The 19,256-nt window shown below is 54.3% G+C and carries 17 protein-coding genes; 9 read left to right on the plus strand and 8 right to left on the minus strand.

Translation table 11 applies throughout. The features are described from left to right. Positions 1–73: 73 nt before the first annotated feature. Complete coding sequence (locus tag V6575_RS12900) at positions 74–631, minus strand: ActR/PrrA/RegA family redox response regulator transcription factor (RefSeq protein WP_340274827.1); 558 nt, start codon at positions 629–631, stop codon at positions 74–76. Between the two features lie 83 nt (positions 632–714). Next, positions 715–2,055: an ActS/PrrB/RegB family redox-sensitive histidine kinase gene (locus V6575_RS12905; RefSeq protein ID WP_340274828.1), complete on the minus strand. Its 1,341-nt coding sequence runs from the start codon at positions 2,053–2,055 to the stop codon at positions 715–717. Between the two features lie 181 nt (positions 2,056–2,236). On the opposite strand from V6575_RS12905, the gene secB reads away from it, so the two are divergent. Then, positions 2,237–2,719, plus strand: coding sequence for a protein-export chaperone SecB (secB, locus tag V6575_RS12910; protein WP_340274829.1), 483 nt, complete (start codon positions 2,237–2,239; stop codon positions 2,717–2,719). Positions 2,720–2,804: 85 nt separating this feature from the next. Here the strand turns inward: secB and V6575_RS12915 are convergent, their stop codons facing one another. Both V6575_RS12915 and hrcA read right to left on the minus strand, forming a co-directional pair. Continuing rightward, on the minus strand, positions 2,805–3,608 hold the full coding sequence (locus V6575_RS12915; protein ID WP_340274830.1) for a HesA/MoeB/ThiF family protein: 804 nt from the start codon (positions 3,606–3,608) through the stop codon (positions 2,805–2,807). Positions 3,609–3,690: 82 nt separating this feature from the next. Next, on the minus strand, positions 3,691–4,740 hold the full coding sequence (hrcA, locus tag V6575_RS12920) for a heat-inducible transcriptional repressor HrcA (RefSeq protein ID WP_340274831.1): 1,050 nt from the start codon (positions 4,738–4,740) through the stop codon (positions 3,691–3,693). 208 nt (positions 4,741–4,948) lie between these two features. Here hrcA and rph point away from each other — a divergent pair, with 208 nt between their 5' ends. From rph to V6575_RS12950, 6 genes are all read left to right on the plus strand, one after another. After that, positions 4,949–5,662 (plus strand): ribonuclease PH, encoded by a 714-nt coding sequence (rph, locus tag V6575_RS12925; RefSeq protein WP_340274920.1) that lies wholly within the window; start codon positions 4,949–4,951, stop codon positions 5,660–5,662. Positions 5,663–5,672: 10 nt separating this feature from the next. Continuing rightward, positions 5,673–6,311 carry an RdgB/HAM1 family non-canonical purine NTP pyrophosphatase gene (rdgB, locus tag V6575_RS12930; RefSeq protein ID WP_340274832.1) on the plus strand — a complete coding sequence of 213 codons (639 nt, stop codon included), beginning with the start codon at positions 5,673–5,675 and terminating at the stop codon, positions 6,309–6,311. Then, entirely contained in the window at positions 6,311–7,480 is a 1,170-nt protein-coding gene (gene hemW, locus V6575_RS12935; RefSeq protein ID WP_340274833.1) for a radical SAM family heme chaperone HemW, read from the plus strand. The genes rdgB and hemW overlap by 1 nt, the downstream gene beginning before the upstream one ends. Before the next feature lie 230 nt (positions 7,481–7,710). Next, the gene (gene phaZ, locus V6575_RS12940) at positions 7,711–9,291 is read left to right on the plus strand and encodes a polyhydroxyalkanoate depolymerase (RefSeq protein WP_340274834.1); all 1,581 of its coding nucleotides are present in this window, start codon (positions 7,711–7,713) and stop codon (positions 9,289–9,291) included. A gap of 172 nt (positions 9,292–9,463) precedes the next feature. Beyond that, entirely contained in the window at positions 9,464–9,889 is a 426-nt protein-coding gene (locus V6575_RS12945) for a DUF2852 domain-containing protein (protein WP_340274836.1), read from the plus strand. Positions 9,890–10,005: 116 nt separating this feature from the next. Beyond that, positions 10,006–10,749 carry a M48 family metallopeptidase gene (locus V6575_RS12950; protein ID WP_340274838.1) on the plus strand — a complete coding sequence of 248 codons (744 nt, stop codon included), beginning with the start codon at positions 10,006–10,008 and terminating at the stop codon, positions 10,747–10,749. 20 nt (positions 10,750–10,769) lie between these two features. Here V6575_RS12950 and V6575_RS12955 read toward each other — a convergent pair whose 3' ends face one another. Next, complete coding sequence (locus V6575_RS12955; RefSeq protein WP_340274840.1) at positions 10,770–12,959, minus strand: transglycosylase domain-containing protein; 2,190 nt, start codon at positions 12,957–12,959, stop codon at positions 10,770–10,772. A 172-nt stretch (positions 12,960–13,131) separates the two neighbouring features. Here V6575_RS12955 and V6575_RS12960 point away from each other — a divergent pair, with 172 nt between their 5' ends. Continuing rightward, a complete protein-coding gene (locus V6575_RS12960) occupies positions 13,132–13,440 on the plus strand; it encodes a DUF1330 domain-containing protein (protein ID WP_340274843.1) in 309 nt (102 codons plus the stop codon). Between the two features lie 21 nt (positions 13,441–13,461). Here V6575_RS12960 and olsB read toward each other — a convergent pair whose 3' ends face one another. The 3 genes from olsB to V6575_RS12975 form a co-directional block, all read right to left on the minus strand. Beyond that, complete coding sequence (gene olsB / locus V6575_RS12965) at positions 13,462–14,328, minus strand: l-ornithine N(alpha)-acyltransferase (RefSeq protein WP_340274922.1); 867 nt, start codon at positions 14,326–14,328, stop codon at positions 13,462–13,464. Between the two features lie 372 nt (positions 14,329–14,700). Then, a complete protein-coding gene (locus tag V6575_RS12970) occupies positions 14,701–17,106 on the minus strand; it encodes a response regulator (RefSeq protein ID WP_340274845.1) in 2,406 nt (801 codons plus the stop codon). A gap of 107 nt (positions 17,107–17,213) precedes the next feature. Next, complete coding sequence (locus tag V6575_RS12975; protein WP_340274847.1) at positions 17,214–18,740, minus strand: YifB family Mg chelatase-like AAA ATPase; 1,527 nt, start codon at positions 18,738–18,740, stop codon at positions 17,214–17,216. A 275-nt stretch (positions 18,741–19,015) separates the two neighbouring features. On the opposite strand from V6575_RS12975, the gene V6575_RS12980 reads away from it, so the two are divergent. Beyond that, a complete protein-coding gene (locus tag V6575_RS12980; RefSeq protein ID WP_340274848.1) occupies positions 19,016–19,255 on the plus strand; it encodes a BrnA antitoxin family protein in 240 nt (79 codons plus the stop codon). Position 19,256 lies beyond the last annotated feature (1 nt).

A 19,256-nucleotide genomic window follows, 5' to 3' on the forward strand; every position in this document is an offset into this window, starting at 1 on the left:
TAAGTTCGGCACGTTACTCAAAACAGAGGGAAAAGGGCAAGTAAAGCTTTGAAAAATGCCGCCGACATACTCGCTATCGAGGCGCGCGCTTTGCAAGTATCCGTTGTAGCGTACGCCGGTGCATGCTCAAGCGCCGAGCCGTTTCCGATACGTTGCGATCACACAGCTCATAAACACGCTGGATATGCTCCCATCGAACCCTGTCTGCAGACATAGGGTTTTCTGGTGGTGGTGCCTTGTCTGAGCTTTTGCGGGAAAGGGCTGCCAGGATATCGTCCGGATCGGCTGGCTTGGCCAGATAATCAACTGCGCCGAGTTTAACGGCCGTAACAGCCGTGGCGATGTTTCCATAGCCTGTCAGAATAATTGCACGAGAATTGGGTCGTTTTTGATGGATGGCTGAAATCACATCCAGCCCGCTACCATCTTCCAAACGCATGTCGACAATAGCAAAGGCAGGGGCTTTGAGACCAACCTTCGCGACAGCATCTTTCACACCGTCGGCAGTTTCGGTTTCAAAGCCGCGCTTTTCCATAGCTCGCGCGAGGCGTTGCTGAAAAGCCTTGTCATCATCGACAATCAAAAGGCTCTTGTCAGCAGCAGCTTCCAGATCCGGCAGTAAGTCGGTCATGGTCAGGATCCTGTTTCTCTATCCTACGTCTGCATTTCCGTTTTGGTTTACTGGCGGCCGGCAGCAGATCCAACTTCCCTATTTCAGTTCTTATGCAAGGAAAAATCTTGCCCGTCCATATGCCCCAGCGACTCAATTGCCGCACGAGACCAGGTGACTCGTATATGTGCGCCATGATCTGGGGGAGCACGATTTTCGAGGAAAAGCTTGGCCTTGGTGCGTTCCAGTAGTGTTTTGGCAATGAAAAAGCCAAGCCCTAATCCTCCTCCGGTGTCACTGCGTGCGGTTTTGCCGCTGCGGACCGAGACATAAGGGTCACCAATCTTTGCAAGGATTTCCAATGCAAAACCTGGTCCGTCATCACGAATGGAAATGCTGACAGTTTTTTCATCCCATACCGCAGTCACCTCGACCCGGCTGTTGGCAAAATCGACTGCATTCTCCAGCAAATTACCCAGGCCATATCGGATGGCGGCATTTCTCGACCCAACAGGTTCAGGGCCTTTTCCCGATGCCGACACGGTAATGTCGACGCCAAAGCCGCGGTGTGGGTCGATAACGTCTTCCAGAAGCTGAGATATCTTCATGTTCTGAAACATGGTGTCTTCATCGCTCGACAGGCTTGTCAGCTTGCGCAAGATGTCCCGGCACCGCTCAGACTGAGATCGTATCAGGCTTATATCTTCAGCGCGTGGATCATCCTTGTCGAACTCGTCGCTCAGTTCTTTTGCAGCCAGGAAGATTGTTGCCAAGGGTGTGCCCAGTTCGTGGGCCGCAGCCGTTGCCAGGCCGTCCAGGGCATTGAGATGCTGCTCTTTAGCCAGAACCAGTTCGGTTGCGGTAAGGGCGTCCGCCAGCTGGCGGGCCTCCTCGGCGACACGAAAAGCGTAGATGGCCATGAAACCGAGCGTGGATACGAGCGCAATCCAGGTTCCGATGGAGTAAATCGCTGGCAGCGCGAATTCCGGGCTGTTTGACCAGGGCAGCGGCAAATGAAGGACCGCCAGAACAGTGGCGCATAAAGTTGCCAATGTACCGAGGGTGATTGTCTTGCGTGCCGAAAGGGCCGTTGCAGATACCATCACCGGTGCAATCAGCAGGAAGGCGAAGGGATTGTCGAGGCCCCCTGTTAGGAACAGCAGGCCGCTCATCTGCAAAATATCATAGCTCAGTTGAAGTGTGGCCGCACTTTCCGAGAGTCTGAGTGATGCAGGTGAGCGAATTTTCAAGATGATGTTTAGCCAGGCAGATAGCGCGACCAGGGCGAAAGCAGGTCCAACTGGCAAAGGATAGCCAAATCCGACATGCACAACTAGTAGCGCTGCGGTCTGCCCGCCGACTGCCAGCCAGCGAAGACGGACCAGTGTATCAAGCCTCAGGCGTCGGTTCGGGCGGGTTGCATTGGTTTTTGGAAGATCAATCATCTGCCAGTTTTGAATCGGATTCTGGTCCTTGGCAAGGCCGAAGCCCTTGTGTGCTGCGGCCCTAAATGGTAGCCACCGGCACAGATAGGTTGTGTGGTGTAAAGCGGGCCGCCCAGCCTGATGCTGTTCATTATCGCGAATGGCTGTCCTGAAAAGCACCGCGAAACGGAATTGAGATACGATGAGCGATACGAATGACGCCGGCGCACAGCCGCAGGCAGGAACAGCGCCCGCCGCACCGGGCATGAATATCCTTGGTCAGTACATCAAGGATCTCTCGTTTGAAAATCCGAATGCACCAGGTTCACTGCAGCAGGGCGAACAGCCTAAGCTCGACATCAATGTGAACGTGAATGCTCAGCCAGTTGGTGAAGGACAGTTTGAAGTTGTCCTTACCCTGAACGCCAAGGCAGAGCGTCCGGACATGGTGATGTTCAACGTTGAGCTGGTCTATGCTGGCTTGTTCCGCATCACTGGTGTTCCGGATGAGCACATGCACCCGTTTGTGATGATCGAATGCCCGCGCATGATTTTTCCATTCGCGCGCAACATTCTGGCTGAAGCAACGCGCAATGGTGGCTTCCCACCGCTCCTGCTTGATCCAATTGATTTTGCTCAGCTCTACCGTCAGAACATGGAACAGCAGCCGGCAAAGCCGAACTGATCCATCGTTTGATGTGAGAATTATGAAAGGCCGCAGTATTTTCTGCGGCCTTTTTTTATTCAGTACAGAATTTGCTTACGCTGGATCAGGCTTCTTCCAGCATGTTTGCCCATGTCTTCGGAGTATCGCCGTGGAGGGGGTTTTTTCTTGAGCGCTTGTAGCGGATGGTTTCCATTCGGAAGGCCCTAGCATCAAACATCATCAACCGTCCGACGAGGCCTTCGCCTGCGCCGGTGATTTCCTTGATCACTTCCATAGCCTGCATGGATCCGATAATGCCGGTCAGCGCACCCAGAACCCCTGCCTCGGTACAGGTTGGCAACAGGCCGTCTCGCGGACGGTCCGGAAACAGGCATCTATAGGTTGGATGCGGATTGCCCTCAGAATCTCTCTCAAATGGACGAAGAGTTGTGATTGATCCGTCAAACTGGCCAACAGCTGCCGTAATCAGCGGCCTTTGCGCAAAAAAGCAAGCGTCTGAGACGAGATAGCGTGTTGCGAAATTGTCAGAACCGTCAGCGACCAAGTCGTAATTGGAGATTAACTGCATGGCGTTGTGACCGCCAATACGGGTCGGATAGAGGTTTACTTTGACGTTTGGATTGAGGCGGGCGATGGCTTCGGCAGCGCTGGCGACTTTGGGTTCTCCAAGTTGACCGGTGTCATGGATGACCTGACGCTGTAGATTGGACAAATCAACGCAGTCATCATCAATGATCCCGATGGTTCCAACGCCAGCTGCCGCCAGATACTGCAGAAGAGGTGCGCCCAAACCACCGGCTCCAATCACGAGAACGCGGGCGGCTTTCAGCTTTTGCTGCCCTGGTCCACCTATTTCTTGCATGACGATGTGACGTGCGTAGCGTTCAAGTTCGGCAGGCGTAAGCATATGGGTCTGTCCGCTTTGCGAAAGTTCAAGGAATGATTTCAAATGGAGTGATGCGATGAACGGTTGGGAAGCGCCACTGCCATCACTTCAAAATCCGACTGATCAGCTTTGCCGTATAGTCGACCATTGGGATCACGCGGGCATAATTCAGTCTGGTTGGGCCGATAATCCCCAGTACGCCGACGATCCTCTGGTTGCTGTCGCGATAGGGGGACACAATGAGCGAAGATCCGGAGAGCGAGAACAGGTTATTTTCGGAGCCGATGAAAATTCGAACGCCATCGCCCTTTTCAGCTAGGCCAAGCAACTGGATGACATCGCGCTTGTTCTCCAGGTCATCGAATAGAAGCCGGATCCGTTCGAGATCATCCGATGCTTCCAGATCGGTCAAAAGGTTTGAGCGGCCGCGTACGATCAGTGTTCCTGGCTCTTGAATCGCATCTCCGCCCCAGACCGCAAGCCCGGCATCCACGACCTTCTGGCTAAGTAGATCGAGTTCTGCCAGATCTACATCGCGAACCCGCTCCAGCTCCTTGCGGACTTCGTTTATGGTGCGTCCCTGCAGGTGGGCATTTAGATAGTTTCCCGCCTCCACCAGCGCTGATGGCGGCAGGCCTGCGGGCAGGTCGACCACACGGTTTTCCACCTGACCATCCTCACCGACAAGAATTGCCAAGGCCTTCAAAGGCTCGATGCGAACAAATTCGATGTGTTTGAGCCGCATATCGGACTTGTGAGTCAAAACCACTCCTGCCCCGCTGGACAGTCCGGACAGCATCTGGCTCGCTTCCGTCAGGACCTGCTCTGCAGAGTTGGCCTGTTGGGATGCGCGAACCTGAACGTCGATCTGTTGACGCTCTTCCTTACTCAGATCGCCAACTTCCAACAGCGCGTCGATGAAGAACCGCAAGCCGACTTCTGTTGGCAAGCGTCCGGCGCTGGTGTGTGGTGAATGCAGCAAGCCCATGTGCTCAAGGTCAGACATGACATTGCGGATCGAGGCCGGGGACAGGGACATGCCCAGCGCGCGCGAAACATTGCGTGATCCGACCGGCTCGCCGGTATCCAGATAGGATTCGACGATGGACCGGAAGATTTCCCGCGAACGTTTGTCGAGGTCGCTGAGGCTCAACGAAGGCACTCCTTGTTTGCCTAACCCGGAAGGGAGAGGAATAATTTCATAAGATCTACGACTAGATATAGCCGCAAAAACCGCTCTGGTGGCAAGCAGGCCTTTACGTTGTCCGGCCTCAAGGTCTACAAGGCCGATAACATGCGCGGTAAACCGGGCAGAAAGTTTGAAACTGATGGCTTGAGGCCATTGATTGAGGGAACCCATGATGCGTCCATCCAAACGTGCAGCCGATGAACTTCGTGCCGTGACTCTTGAACGCAGTGTTTCCAAACATGCTGAAGGATCTTGTCTGGTCAAGTTCGGCGATACGCACGTACTATGCACTGCCAGTCTTGAAGAGCGGGTTCCGCCGTGGCTTCGTGGCCAGCAACGCGGTTGGGTGACGGCAGAATACGGCATGTTGCCTCGGGCCACCGGAGACCGGATGCGTCGTGAGGCAAGTGTTGGCAAGCAGTCGGGCCGGACTCAGGAAATTCAGCGGCTGATCGGCCGGTCCTTGCGGGCGGTTGTTGATCTGGAAGCTTTGGGCGAATGCCAGATTTCGGTGGACTGCGACGTCATCCAGGCCGATGGCGGAACACGCACTGCCGCGATCACAGGTGCCTGGGTTGCCTTGCGGGACTGCATCGAATGGATGCGCGCGCGCGAAATGGTTAAGAAGCAGGTCCTTAAAGACCACATTGCCGCGATTTCCTGCGGCATTTACAACGGCACACCGGTGCTGGATCTTGATTACGCTGAAGACAGCAACGCGCAAACGGATTCCAACTTTGTCATGACTGGTTCTGGCGGAATTGTGGAGATCCAAGGAACCGCAGAAGGCGCGCCATTCTCTGAAGAAGAGTTTGGCCAGCTTCTCGGCCTGGCCAAGACAGGCATTGGCCGTCTCGTTGATTTGCAGAAAATGTCCATCTCTTGAAGAGAGTCTCATGAGCAATCGAAAGCTTGAACCAGGTCGCCTGGTCGTTGCCAGTCACAACAAGGGCAAGATCCGCGAGATCAACGAACTTCTTGCGCCCTACGGCTTTGACGTCGTGTCTGCTGGCGAACTCGATTTGCCTGAACCCGAAGAGACGGGAACAACTTTTGAGGCGAACGCGGAATTGAAGGCAGTGGCCGCCGCAAACGCTTCGGGGCTTCCCTCCTTGGCCGATGACAGCGGGTTCTGTGTGGCGGCTCTGGACGGTGATCCTGGCATTTATTCAGCGCGCTGGGCGGGGCCTGATAAGGATTTCGCCATGGCTATGCGTAACGTGGAAGAAAAGCTGCAGCAAAAGGGTGCTATGAACCCTGATCAGCGCCGCGGATCTTTTGTGGCGGTTCTTTGCCTGGCTTGGCCTGATGGTCACACGGAATTCTTCCGAGGGGATTCGGAAGGCCAAATTGTCTGGCCGCCTCGCGGAGAAAAAGGTTTCGGCTATGATCCGGTATTTCAGCCGGATGGCCATGAGCGGACATTTGGGGAAATGACTTCTGAAGAAAAGCACGGCTGGTCGAAAACCGGACCTGCTTTGTCTCATCGTGCACGGGCGTTTCAGCTGTTCTCCAAAGCCTGCTTGGAGGATTGATGTCCGACCGTCTGATGACATCCCGCGATAGCGGGTTCGGCATCTATGTGCATTGGCCGTTCTGTGCGGCCAAATGTCCTTACTGCGACTTCAATTCCCATGTGCGCCATCAGCCGGTGGATCAGGATCGTTTCGTTGCGGCCTTTGAGCGTGAACTGAAGCATTTTGCCGACCTGACCAAGGGAAAAACCGTCAATTCGATCTTTCTGGGCGGTGGCACGCCATCATTGATGGCTCCGAAAACCGTCGAGCGTATTCTGGATTGCATCTCTGGCCTCTGGTCCATGGATGACAATGTGGAAATATCGATGGAGGCCAATCCGTCCAGCGTTGAGGCGGAACGGTTCCGGGGCTATCGATCTGCTGGGGTAAACCGGGTGTCGCTTGGTGTTCAGTCCTTGCATGACCGCGACTTGAAACTTCTTGGGCGATTACACGACGCTGATACGGCTCTCAGAGCTATTGAAATGGCACGAAATACCTTTCCGCGACTTTCGTTTGATCTGATTTATGCCCGGCCCGGTCAAACCGCTGAAGCCTGGCAGAGCGAGTTGGAGCGTGCGATCTCTTTAGCAGCGGACCATCTCTCGCTCTACCAGTTGACGATCGAGGAAGGCACGCCGTTCTACACTTTGTATCATGCTGGCAAGCTCAAGATTCCGGAGCCGGAACTTGGCGCAGAACTCTATGAGTTGACCCAATCAGTGACTGAAGCCCATGGACTGCCCGCTTATGAGGTGTCCAATCACGCTAAGCCGGGTGCGGAATGTCGTCATAATCTGGTTTATTGGCGCTACGGTGACTACGTCGGCGTTGGCCCAGGCGCGCATGGTCGCCTTTCTGTTGGTGTTAGCAGATTGGCTACAGCGACTGAGCGTCATCCGGAAAGCTGGCTTGGAGATGTCGAAGTCAATGGTCATGGCGTGATCGAAAACGCAGGTCTGAGTGAAGAAGAACAGGGCGACGAATACCTCTTGATGGGGCTCCGTCTCGTTGAGGGAATCGACGTCGCGCGATACGAAGCACTTGCCCATCGGAAGATTGACCCGGGCCGCCTTGCTGTCCTTATTGAACATGGAATGGTTGAGGAGCTGGCGGGTAACCGGCTTCGCGCGACACCGAATGGCTTTTCCGTTTTGGATGCCGTCGTCGCCGACTTGGCAGCATAGTCACCTCAATATCGGCGGTTTTATCTTCTAAATCATGGGTTTAACGTATGATCGCTATGCTTGTGGACTATTGACCAGATCAATTTTTTATAGATAGACGCCTAAAAATTCTTAATTATTAGCAGTATTGCTACGTATCGTGTGTTTGGTTTATTATGCTGCAATGCAAAAAAGCGTCGCAGACGCTGACCGGCATTTGCGCCGGGGTGAATTCGCAAGGAGACGTGCGCGTGCCGTACTACCATCTCTACGAACTCAATCATGCCGCAATGAGCCCTGTCAGGGCAATTGCTGACATGACACGGCTTTACTTTCAAAACCCGCTCAATCCGATGGCCCACACAGAATACGGCCGGTCAGTTGCAGCAGGGTGTGAAGTTTTGGAGCGTGTAACCCGCCGCTACAGCAAGCCAGCTTTCGGGCTTAAGGAAACCACGGTCAGCGGAGTTAAGGTTCCGGTCACTGAGGACATCGTTTGGTCGAGCCCATTCTGCAACATGATCCACTTCGATAGAGATACGGATCGCGGCAAGGATGATCCGAAGATTCTGGTCGTTGCCCCGATGTCTGGACACTACGCAACGCTGCTGCGCGGAACTGTTGAAGAGCTTCTGCCGCGCGCCGATGTGTATGTGACCGACTGGATCGATGCGCGCATGGTTCCCTTGAGCGACGGCAAGTTCGATCTTGACGATTACATCGACTACATCATCTCGATGCTGCAGTTTCTGGGTCCTGATACGCATGTTCTCGGTGTGTGTCAGCCATCTGTGCCGGTTTTGGCCGCAGTCGCTGTGATGGAAAGCCGAGATGATCCGGATGTTCCGGCATCAATGACCTTGATGGGTGGGCCTATCGATACCCGCGTTGCGCCAACTGCTGTCAATGATCTTGCCATGGACAAAGGCATTGAATGGTTCAAGCGCAATGTCGTGGTGAAGGTTCCCTTCCCGCATGCAGGGTGCATGCGCGACGTTTATCCCGGCTTCCTGCAGTTGACCGGTTTCATGTCGATGAATCTTGATCGCCACATGACAGCTCACAAGGATTTTTTCCAGGATCTGGTCAAGAATGATGGCGATGGCGCTGAAAAGCACCGTGACTTTTACGATGAATATCTGGCTGTGATGGATTTGACGGCTGAATTTTATCTTCAGACTGTTGAGGCCGTGTTTATTGAGCATTCCTTGCCGATGGGCACCTTGATGCACGATGGTACTTTGGTGGATTGCAGCAAGATCCGCCGGACCGCGCTTTTGACTGTAGAGGGCGAAAAGGACGACATTACAGGCCGTGGTCAGACAAAGGCTGCTCATGCGCTTTGCAACAATATCCCTGATGCGATGAAGGTTCACTACGAGCAACCTAATGTTGGCCATTATGGCGTTTTCAACGGCTCTCGTTGGAGATCTGAAATTTGCCCACGGGTGATGGATTTCATCCAGTCAAATCGCGCGGGTAAAAAATCGTCAACTGCAAAGCCGGAAACACCGCCTGTAAAGGCGACCCCTGAGCCAGCAGCAAAGGCTGTGGTTAAGCCTGCTGCAAAGACTGGCAAGAAGGTCGATCCATTGGCCAAGATTCTGCTGTCCAGCCCACGTGGGGTTTCTGATGATCTTAAGGCGATCAATGGCGTGGGCCCTAAACTGGAGGCGACCTTGAATGAAGCCGGGATTTTCCATTTTTGGCAGATTGCGAGCCTGACAGCTGAGCAAATTCAGGAATTGGATGACAAGCTCAACCTCCGTGGACGTCTTTTGCGCAATGGCTGGATTGAACAGGCTCAGAAGTTGTCAGAGGCTGTAAGTTAAAGGTTATTCCTGCTTATAAAACAATTATTTGAAGTCGAGGGGCCATGCATTTCAGTAGTGGTCCCTTTTCTTTTGACTAAGCTAGTTAGACACTTCCTTGCGCCTAATTTTTGCCGTTTTTGCTTGAATTGCCGAATTGCACCCCCCACCTGATCTATTGTGGATGTCAATCATGGGTGAAACAATGACGACAGCAAGTTGTAAGATTAAACCTGCATGGACCCCGGTGACTATCGGTCTCATGGTCCTTGGCTTCATGGCATTTTGGCCTCTGGGTCTCGCCATGCTCGCATATATTTTGTGGGGTGATCGTTTTCAGGACATGGCACAGGATGCGCGCGCTCAATGGCGCTCTAGTTCTATCAAGGGAGCAATGGACAACATGACTACGGGAACTGCTTACGCTCGCACCGGCAATGTCGCTTTTGACGATTACCGGGAGAAGGAGCTGAAACGCCTTGAAGAAGAGCGTGATAGGCTTGATCGTATGCGCAGTGACTTCGACGATTATCTTCGTGATTTGCGCAAAGCGAAAGATCAGGAAGAGTTTGATCGCTTCATGAATGCAAAAAACCATGGAGTACCGAACACATTGTGATCGGAAGGCGACTTCTGCGAACTGCATATGTGACGGAGAGCGGCGCACCTAATGCGCCGCTTTCGTCGTTTAAGGCCAGCAAGTAGACTGCCTTTACCCTGATTCGAAACTGGCGAATGAAGCTTATGTTACTGCGCCCGCGCCGAAAGTCGGTGCTTCCAGACCACATTGAGATTGATGGAGACGGCGCTCCCCTCCGTATTCGCCTGAGGGCGGACCCGCGTGCAAAGCGTTACCTATTACGTTTGCCAGCAGACTATTCCGGCCCTGTGCTGACCATCCCCGGAGGTGGTGATCTTGCCCGGGCTGAACGCTTTGCCCGACAGCATGTCGACTGGTTGCTGGAGCGGTTGGACAAGCGCCCGGATCATGTCGCTTTGCGCCCCGGGGATGTCATACCTTTGCGCGGTGAGGATCATCTCATCGTTGCAACGGGAAAACTTCGCGGCCTCGTGGATGTTCGAGGTGGCGACCAACCTGAGATTCTGGTGCCAGGGGCAGAGGGGCATATTCCGCGCAAGCTGACGGCCTGGTTGAAAAACCAAGCCAAAGTCGACCTCACGAGGGCATCGCATTTCTATGCGGCGAGACTTGAAGAAGAAATCGCTGCTATTTCCATTCGCGACACGAAAAGCCGGTGGGGCTCCTGCGCGTTAAATCGCAGGTTGTCATTCTCATGGCGCTTGATCCTGGCCCCGCCAGATATTCTCAACTACGTCGCAGCCCATGAAGTGGCTCACTTGCGCGAAATGAACCACTCTCGCCGTTTTTGGCGGGTGTGCGAAGAGTTGGCACCCAATACGAATGAAGCGCGCAAGTGGCTTAAGGAGAACGGTGCCCGCCTGCATGGCTATGGATAAGGTGACAGTAGCAGCACCAGTTAACCGCCAAATAGGTTTTTCAGCAGGTTAATCGGTCCGCCGGTTCCCTCGCCGGCCGGTGGGCGGATGATATCCCCACCCGATCCGACGTTGGAACGTGGCGTGGGAGCCTTGGCACTTGGCGTGACGGTTTGTAGCCCGTAATTGGAAACGCCGGGAAGATTCACAACCGCCATGTTCTTATGGGCCGCTTCCATGGTCTCTTTCCAGATCACGGCTGGCAGAGATCCGCCGGTAGCTTTCTTCGTTGGTGAATTATTGTCGTTGCCGAGCCAGACCGCTGTTGTCAGATTTCCAGTATAGCCGATGAACCATGCATCCCGGAAATCCTGACTTGTACCGGTCTTGCCACCAGCCGGACGGTTTTGGGTCAATTGGGCCTTTTTACCGGTTCCGGTGAGCAGTGTTTCAGTCATCATTCGGTTCATTTCACCGACATTCTGGCGGGAAATCACACGCCCTCGACCGTCCCCTTTTCGGGAGAACAACAGTTTTCCGTCGACGGTTTTGATTCTGCGAATCACATGCGGGAGAACACCGTAACCGCCGTTGGAAAAGGGTACGTATGCTGACGCGATCTCCAGTGGAGTGACTTCAGATGTCCCAAGTGCAATGGAGAGGTTTGGCTTCAATTCCGATGAGATGCCCATCTTTTTTGCGGTTTTAATAATTGCGCTTGGCCCAACTTCATAAGCCAGTCGCGCAGCGACCGTGTTGAGCGAAAGGCTCAGCGCTCTGGTCAGGCTGACGTTTCCGTAGTGCTGCTTCGAATAGTTCTGTGGCGACCAGCCTTTGATGGTGATCGGCGCATCTTGCCGGATCGTGTCTGGTGTCATGCCCTTTTCCAGAGCGGTCAGATAGACGAAGGGCTTGAACGCTGAGCCGGGTTGACGTTTGGCATAGACGGCCCGATTGAACTGGCTCTTGGAATAATCAGCACCGCCGACCAGTGCTTTGACGGCTCCGGCGGTGTCTAGCGTAACAATTGCACCCTGGCTGACACCCAGTTTCGTCCGATTGTCGGCAAGTGCTGTCTTCAGAGCGCTTTCTGCTGCGCGCTGAAGGGACGTATCAATGGTGGTGTCGACGATGATATCTCTATCGAGAGATCCGACGTAATGGGGAAGAACGTCCATGACCCAGTCTGCAACGTAGTTTGAGCTTGCTGTTGTGTGCCGGCGCACCGCTGTTGCAGGCGATGCCAGCGCGGTTTTGGCTTCCTCGGCTGTGATGTAATTTTCGTCATGCATGGCAGCCAGCACCAGTTGCGCACGTGCTTTGGCAAGATCCGGATTGTTGGCTGGTGAGTAGCGCGACGGAGCTTTCAAGAGCCCGGCCAGTGTTGCAGCTTCAGCCACTGTGACAAGGCGCGCTGATTTTCCGAAATAGCGTCTGGCCGCAGCATCCACACCATAAGCACCTGATCCGAGATAGACCCGGTTCAGATACATTTCCAGGATGTCATCCTTGGAGAATTTTGCTTCCAGCCAAAGGGACAGGACGAGTTCCTGCATTTTCCGCTTTAATGTTCGGTCCGGCTCAAGAAACAGGTTTTTCGCCAGCTGTTGGGTCAGCGTGGATCCGCCCTGCCTCAGGGTTCCTGCGGTCAGGTTGATGTAAACTGCCCGAACCAGGCCTATAGGATCCAGCCCAAAATGAGATCGGAAGCGCCGATCTTCAATGGCAATAACCGCATTGGGAAGATAAGACGGCAATTGCTCTAGTCGCACGGCCTCGCCGCCTGTGTCGCCACGGTTGGCCAGCAATGAGCCGTCAGCTGATACGATTTTGACGTTTGGCGGCCTTTGCGGCACCTGCCACTCTGATGTGGGTGGCAAATAGGCGGCGTAATAGCCAAGGATACCGACAACGAAAATTCCGCCCCAGATACCCAGAACGCAGCCCCAGTAAAGGGCGCGTTTTAACAATCTGATTGGCCAGGCCTGTGCTCTGTTCGTTGATTTTCTCCCGCCTTTACGGGTTCCGCCTCCCCGGCCTTTGCCAGAGCGTGGGGGCTGTCGGCGGGACTGGGTTTTTGCTGCAGCTTTCGGCGAAGGCTTTGATGTTTTTTTTCGGGGCTTTTTGGCGGCGGGCTTGGACGATCTGTCACGCTGGGTCACGCGCAAGTCGAGAGAAGACGGCGGTGCTTCATTTTCAAACTTTGGCTCGATCCGCTGCCTGCGCGCCATCTGTTATATTTTCCCATGAAAAGCGACGGATATATCGCCGCCAGAGCTGATGTAGACAATAGCTGGGGTCAATTTAAGACTGCGTTAAGGCAAGCCCGTTCCGGGCAGTGTATTCAGGACTTGTTGACCGACTTGAAAACCGGTTAGTCAGATGCATGGAAATGGAGAAAAAATGACCAAGGCTTATTGGGTTGCTCGTGTCGATGTCGACGATTTGGAAGGTTACAAAAGCTATGTAGCTGCAAATGCAGAGGCATTTTCAAAGTATAAAGGAAAATTTCTGGTCCGCGCCGGGAAGTTTGAGACCATGGAAGGTGAGGCTCGGTCACGAAATGTCGTCATCGAGTTTCCGGACTATGCCACGGCCATGGCCTGCTATAAATCGCCAGAGTATTCCAAGGCGAAGGCTCTGCGCGAAACGGCGTCAGAGGGAGATGTCATTATCGTTGAAGGATACGATGGTCCACAGCCAGGTGATTGATACGGACGCTTATGGGCCGCTTCAGCTCGCATAACGGCTGGCGTCGGCACCATAATAATTCACATAACGTGAATTCAGCTCTGACACGGGCATGATGATCAATACGTCAGTCGTCCCGAATTGGTGATCAACCACTGCGCCATCCCCAATGTAGGCGCCTAGTCGCAGGTAGCCTTTGACCAGAGGCGGCAGTGCTCTAAGAGATTCCTTGGGTTTGAACTCGTCAGTGCTCTGCCTGTTCATCTCCACATAGCGTTCCGATAAAGCACGAACCCGCCAGTCTTTTGGCGCTCTGGCGTTATGGTGCAGAAAGGAAAGCTGATCTGCGATTGTATCAGGATTGGTGCCTTCGATTGAGGCGCAGCCGATCATGACATCAATGCCGTGTTGAAGCACATAGGCCCAGATTCCGTGCCACAGGAGTTCGACCGTCTTCTTGTTGCGATAAGGTTTCAAAACGCAAGACCTGCCGAGCTCCAGAAAATTCTTGTCTGGATTGGCATCCAAAAGAGTCTGGATGTCGAATTCGCTGGCGGTATAGAAACCGCCTTGGCTGTTGGCAACATCCTGCCGCAGGAGTCGATAGGTGCCGACGATTTCCGGCTTCAATCGGCCAAGCTTGTTCCGCTTCATGGAGGAATGATCGATCACCAGAAGATGGTCGCAGAAAGCGTCAAACGGATCTGCGTCACGGCGAGTAGCCTGGGTGACGGCATCGGCAACGGCAGACATTTCTTCGTAAAAAACCTGATATCGCAGACGTTGGGCTTTTTTTACTTCCTTTGCATTGCGTGCCAGACGGACCTCAAGGGGGCCAATACGCCCCAGGCTTTCCGGTCTGGGGTTTGCCAATTCGCTTGCCATGTTGGCTTTTGCGGTAAGTGGCATCCAGTGTGGCAGCGGGCGTCCGTTTGGCGTGAATTTTTGTACGAGTTTCCGTGGTGAAAACATGCCTGACCGCATCATGGATGTTCGGCCTCTATTTTGTTTTTCGGTGTCTGGCATTCGTTTTCTCGCCGAACGGATTGTTCTATTTTACATTTTACCTTTGCCGGTAAACGACCAAGTAAATGCAAGATACATCTGTAATTCTGCTGTAGACCATAGTTTTCCGACAAATCAATGACGGTGACCAAATGCTCAGGTTTTTCAGTTGAATGGCATGTTAAGCTGGCAAAAGATAGACGTTGGTGAGCTTGGCAAGGGCTTGCCGGGGAAATTTCAAGACGACGTCAGGTTTCAACGGGGATCGACGAAAGCCTAGTTTGCATCCATTTTGGTCTGACCGTCTGCATTGCTCATAGCAGCCAATGCGTCCCGGATCGCATCTGCTGACAGTGGCTTGGTGAGATAACCCGCTGCCCCAGCAGCGGCAGCCTTGTCTCGCGCATCCTGCATGACATCGGCGGTCACCATGAGAATGGGGACATGTGAGTGGCCCTCTGCCGTCTCATGTGCCCGGATTTGGTGAATGGCACCGATGCCATCGAGACCGGGCATATGCAGGTCCATAAGGATGGCATCGAATCTTGTATCTGCTGCGGCTTCGACGGCTTTTTCCCCATCAATGACCATGACAGGTTCATGTCCAAGTTTTCGCAGAAGAGCCTCACTGAGAAGCCTGTTGATGTCGTTATCCTCAGCAACAAGCAGCCGAAGGGGGCGTGCTGGAGCCAAATCGGCTTTCCGCGATTTTCCAATTGGCAGAGCGTCACTATTGACGTCCCAAAAATTATTATCTGTATCGTCTTGCAACAGCCCGGTGATGGCTTGCGAGAGGCTTTCCATACGAACCGGGCGAATGAGGTAGGCGGCGTAACCGGCTTCTCGAAGGCGCGCGAGGCGATCGCGTTCAGGTGGCGAAACCAGAACAATTGCAGGAGCTTGGCATCCTGCCAGGCGTGCAGAAGCGAGCCATCCTCCACTATCCGGAAGGGACGCATTTTGGACGATCACAAGATCGGCAGACGTAAGAAGGTCTTGCATTTCGTCAGCACCAGGTACGGCCAGCTTGACGTTAAGGCCCTCTGCGCGCAGACGGCCGGCAAGTAAGGGGACTTCGACTTGGCCGCTGCTGATGATCGCAATCGTTTTTGCTTGAACTTCGGGTGCCGGGATTTCAGAGAGCTGCTTCAGAGCCTCGGGCACGGGCAGAGCCAGTTTGAAAACGGCACCTGAGGTTTCATCCTGCTCCGCAGAGATCGCCCCCCCCATAAGACCGGCCAGTCGTTGGGCGATGGCGAGGCCTAGGCCGGTACCGCCGAATTTTCGGGCGGGTCCATGATCAATCTGCTCGAATTCCATGAACAGACGATCTGCCTGGGCCTTTTCAAATCCAATCCCGGTGTCGCGAACGCTGATGTCCAGGAAACAGCCGCCTTCCGGGTTCGCGCGTCCATCGATCTCAATGGAAACACCGCCAAAGTCTGTGAATTTCACCCCGTTGCCCGCTAGGTTGAAGAGGATTTGCCGAACCCTGGCTGCATCTACAGTGACCTGATCTGGCAGGGCCGGGTCGATCCGTGTCCCGATTTCCAATCCTTTTACGTGGGCTTTGGGAGCGAGAAGTTCGACGACGTTTTCTGCCAGCGCCGCCAGAGGCGTCAATTCGGCCTGGATCTCAAGCTTTCCAGCTTCCACTTTTGAGAAATCCAGCACTTCGTCGATCAAAAGAAGCAACGTCTCGCCAGAGGTCTCCAAGGCTTCAATATAGGCGGTTTGTTCCTTGGTTACCCTTGTATCGCGCAATAGTGCGCCCATCCCCAGGATGCCGTTCAGCGGTGTGCGGATTTCATGGCTGACGGTAGCGAGAAAGCGTGATTTGGCTTCATTTGAACTTTCTGCCGAATGTCGGGCGGCCAACAATTCATCCTCAACCATCCTGCGGTCGGTCACATCACGCAAAACGGTCTGGATCAATGGCTGATCCGATGCGATTTCGCGCACGCTGATGTCAATGCGCGAAAACCATCGTGGTCCCCGGTTTGTCTGCAAGAGCAGATCTCCGAAGCCGTCATCTGAGTCTATGCCATCCTTTTTGTGAGTTGGCGTAGCCTGTGTTGCGCGTGGCAAGGTTAATGGAAATCCGGTGAGTACATTGGTTTGTGATCCAAATGCCTCCAAAGCTGCGGTATTCGCATAAACCACGGTACTTGATGTGTCGCGCCGAATGACGATGTCGCCGAGTGTGTGGAGAATATTGGCATGGCGCTCGTCGCTTTCGCGAAGCTCCCATGCACTGTCTTCGAGTTCTTCACATCGGCCCGCCAGCCGTTTCACTCTGGCCTGGCTGTGCTCGAGAGCCTCAGCAGCCCGTTTTTGGTCGTCCGCAACAAGGCGCCAGACTGCCATTGCTCCGGCAAAGAAAGCCAGCCCGATCGCCAGCAGTTGGGTTGATGGGGAGCTAACAAGAAGAAATGCTGCCAAAGCGCCGCCAGCTGCACCAACGGTGGAGAGTATCAGCAGCGGTTTTGAAGGGGTTTTCAAATCAAGTGGCCGGAGTACAGGGCCTTCTTCCAGGTTATCCTGGTTCGGGACTTTGGTTGTTGTTGGTCCGGTCGGCCAGACCAGCGTTTTCAAAGACGGTCTCTTTTGCGCCAGCTCTTCAGACGGTGTCTGAGATGCCTTATGCGATACGTCGCCGTGTTTTGTGTTCTGGCTGCCCAAGACCGATACTCTCTACTACGTCACGATTTGGCACCACTATGTTTGATAAGCTTTGAGAAACCGTTTCTTTTGAGGATTGGTTTGCAATATTCAAGGTCGGGCAAACATCAGGCAGCCTGTCGTGACAGGTCCTGACCGCGATAACTCAGAGCCTCGGCAAGGTGGACCCGTCCGACTGTGCTTAGCCCGTCGAGATCAGCCAGGGTCCGCGCGAGCTTCATGACCCGATGATAGCCACGGGCGCTCAATGCCAGACTGTGGGCAGCCTCGTGTAGAAACTGCAGTCCAGCGGCATCAGGGGCAGCAATTGTCTCAATCACCGAGGCGGGGGCTTCCGCGTTGGTCAGTGCGTTTATCCCGCATTCAACAAATCGCTCCCGCTGAATATCACGTGCTTTGCTCACACGTTCAGCCACGATCGCTGAGCTTTCCGAGGTTCCCGGCGTGATCAGGTCGGCGGCGGTGACCGCAGGCACATCAATTCTCAGATCAATCCGATCCAGAAGCGGTCCCGAGACACGGGCTTGATAATCTGTCGCACACCTTGCGCCGCGCTTGCATTGATGTCCGGGTTCGCCTGCATATCCACAGCGACACGGGTTCATGGCCGCAATCAGCTGGATCCTGGCCGGATAAGACACCCGGTGGTTTGCGCGGGCGATCACAGCTTGGCCGCTCTCCAGTGGCTGGCGCAGACTATCCAGCACCTGGGGATTGAATTCGGGAAGTTCGTCAAGGAACAGCACGCCGTTGTGCGCCAGCGAGACTTCTCCCGGCTTTGCTTTTATGCCGCCGCCGACGAGAGCTGCCATGGAGGCAGAATGATGCGGCGCGCGAAACGGACGGCGATCTGTCAGTCGGCCGTCGGCCAACTCTCCTGCCAGTGAGGCAATCATCGAGACTTCCAGCAGTTCGCGCGGGCGCAAGGGCGGGAGGATCGACGGCAGTCGGCTTGCCAGCATGGACTTCCCCGCCCCTGGAGGGCCGCACATGAGGAGGTTATGCCCGCCAGCTGCCGAGATCTCTAGCGCGCGTTTGGCGGTCTCTTGTCCCTTGACTTCGCTGAGATCCGGCAGGGAATTGGGAGCATTTTGAAGTCTTGGCGCTGGGCGAGACAGAACCTGTGTGCCTTTAAAATGATTGGCGAGCTGGATCAGGGAGACGGGAGCCAAAATGTCCATGTCTGCGTCCGCCCATGCTGCTTCCGCACCGCTGGCGGCGGGACAGATTAAGCCTTTGCCCAGTGCATTGGCCCCCATAGCTGCAGGAAGGACACCCGCAACTGGAGCCAACATACCATCAAGCCCCAATTCCCCGAGTACCGCATAGCCTGCGAGCATGTCAGCAGGAATGGCGCCAATCGCTGCCATGACCCCGAGGGCGATTGGAAGGTCGTAGTGGGATCCTTCCTTGGGCAGATCTGCGGGTGCGAGATTGACGGTGACGCGCTTGGCTGGCAACGCCAGGCCTGAGGCATGCAATGCGGCGCGGACACGTTCGCGACTTTCGCCAACCGCCTTGTCCGGCAGGCCAACCACTGTGAAGGCAACCATCCCCGGACCGACTTGCACCTGGACGTCGACAGGCAATGCTTCAATGCCTTGAAAAGCGACCGTTGTGACACGGCTGACCATGGCTAACTCCACCCTTGATTGCATATGATGCTAAAGCACTTACATGAGTGAGGCAAGAACATAAATAGAACATGACCAAAGAGCACGGAGTGGTGTTGTTTTAAATCAGCCAAAAATCGGGTTTGGGCGTTGATATATGGCTGTCAAACCGGTGATTTTGCATTTGGAGCGCTATCTCATGGGAGTATTTTGCAATGTTGCTGATTTCTCGCTTTCACCTAGCGGCATTCCGGGTATGCTCAAGACTTCATCCCAAAATGATTGGAATTGAATCCATGGCTTACCCGCCGCGCCGTACCACAAGTGCCATTGACCGTGCTGAGGCCTTGTTTAAATCCGCGACCACCAAGCCCGTTGCAGAAGCTCCAAAATCAAACACTCTGTCCATGCCCGTGGGCAAGGAATCCGTCTCTATTCGTCTCGACAATGAGGTCCTGGCATTTTTTCAGGAAGGCGGTCCCGGTTGGCAGGCGCGCATCAACACGGCTCTGCGCAAAGCTGCCGGGCTGGAATAAC

The organism is Roseibium algae (assembly GCF_037783265.1).
In the GTDB taxonomy this organism is placed as follows: domain Bacteria; phylum Pseudomonadota; class Alphaproteobacteria; order Rhizobiales; family Stappiaceae; genus Roseibium; species Roseibium algae.

Excerpts from the sequence above, each read along its gene's own strand:
- rph (WP_340274920.1), top strand. The coding sequence starts at position 4,949 with ATGCGTCCATCCAAACGTGCAGCCGATGAACTTCGTGCCGTGACTCTT.
- V6575_RS12900 (WP_340274827.1), bottom strand. The coding sequence starts at position 631 with ATGACCGACTTACTGCCGGATCTGGAAGCTGCTGCTGACAAGAGCCTT.
- V6575_RS12975 (WP_340274847.1), bottom strand. The coding sequence starts at position 18,740 with ATGGTCAGCCGTGTCACAACGGTCGCTTTTCAAGGCATTGAAGCATTG.
- V6575_RS12950 (WP_340274838.1), top strand. The coding sequence starts at position 10,006 with ATGAAGCTTATGTTACTGCGCCCGCGCCGAAAGTCGGTGCTTCCAGAC.
- olsB (WP_340274922.1), bottom strand. The coding sequence starts at position 14,328 with ATGCCACTTACCGCAAAAGCCAACATGGCAAGCGAATTGGCAAACCCC.
- secB (WP_340274829.1), top strand. The coding sequence starts at position 2,237 with ATGAGCGATACGAATGACGCCGGCGCACAGCCGCAGGCAGGAACAGCG.
- hemW (WP_340274833.1), top strand. The coding sequence starts at position 6,311 with ATGTCCGACCGTCTGATGACATCCCGCGATAGCGGGTTCGGCATCTAT.
- V6575_RS12960 (WP_340274843.1), top strand. The coding sequence starts at position 13,132 with ATGACCAAGGCTTATTGGGTTGCTCGTGTCGATGTCGACGATTTGGAA.
- V6575_RS12945 (WP_340274836.1), top strand. The coding sequence starts at position 9,464 with ATGGGTGAAACAATGACGACAGCAAGTTGTAAGATTAAACCTGCATGG.
- rdgB (WP_340274832.1), top strand. The coding sequence starts at position 5,673 with ATGAGCAATCGAAAGCTTGAACCAGGTCGCCTGGTCGTTGCCAGTCAC.
- V6575_RS12955 (WP_340274840.1), bottom strand. The coding sequence starts at position 12,959 with ATGGCGCGCAGGCAGCGGATCGAGCCAAAGTTTGAAAATGAAGCACCG.
- V6575_RS12980 (WP_340274848.1), top strand. The coding sequence starts at position 19,016 with ATGGCTTACCCGCCGCGCCGTACCACAAGTGCCATTGACCGTGCTGAG.
- V6575_RS12915 (WP_340274830.1), bottom strand. The coding sequence starts at position 3,608 with ATGCTTACGCCTGCCGAACTTGAACGCTACGCACGTCACATCGTCATG.
- V6575_RS12905 (WP_340274828.1), bottom strand. The coding sequence starts at position 2,055 with ATGATTGATCTTCCAAAAACCAATGCAACCCGCCCGAACCGACGCCTG.